This window comes from Campylobacter sp. US25a (assembly GCF_004379075.1).
GTDB classification, from domain to species: Bacteria; Campylobacterota; Campylobacteria; order Campylobacterales; family Campylobacteraceae; genus Campylobacter_D; species Campylobacter_D jejuni.
In genome coordinates, this window is sequence record NZ_RYYM01000095.1 from 1 (window position 1) to 457 (window position 457).

General features: G+C 32.2%; 1 pseudogene. It reads right to left on the reverse strand.

Going from position 1 to position 457, the window contains the following annotated elements:
- Positions 1 to 457, reverse strand: a pseudogene (locus tag ELQ12_RS09890) (DNA methylase); the annotation flags it as partial.

Here is a 457-nt window from a genome sequence, read left to right on the forward strand (position 1 = left end):
TTGTAGCTTTGTACCTTTTCTAAGCTTTCTTTATCATATTGTACATCTAAAACGATTTGATTGCATGTTAAATTTTGCTCAATTAGCTCAAGAACCATATGATCGACGATTTCTTTAAGCATATTTCTAGCTTTTTTAAAACTATAAGGCTTAGGCAAAACCTTAGCCATTACCTTAGAGATATGTTTGCTTTTATATTCTTTAATAGCTTGCATTGTACAGCTTTCAAATCCCCAAGCGTGATCGATTAATAACTCAGCATTTACTCCAAAAATTTGATAAAGTTTATCCTCGTTATTAAGAGAGTATCTTGCTAAATCTCCCATATTGTTAATGCCTATGCTTTTTAGTTTTGTTGCATATCCTTTGCCTATACGCCAAAAATCATTTATGGGCGTGTGTTGCCATAATTTTCTTCTATAAAGCATTTCATCCAAATACCCTATGCAAAGTCCAT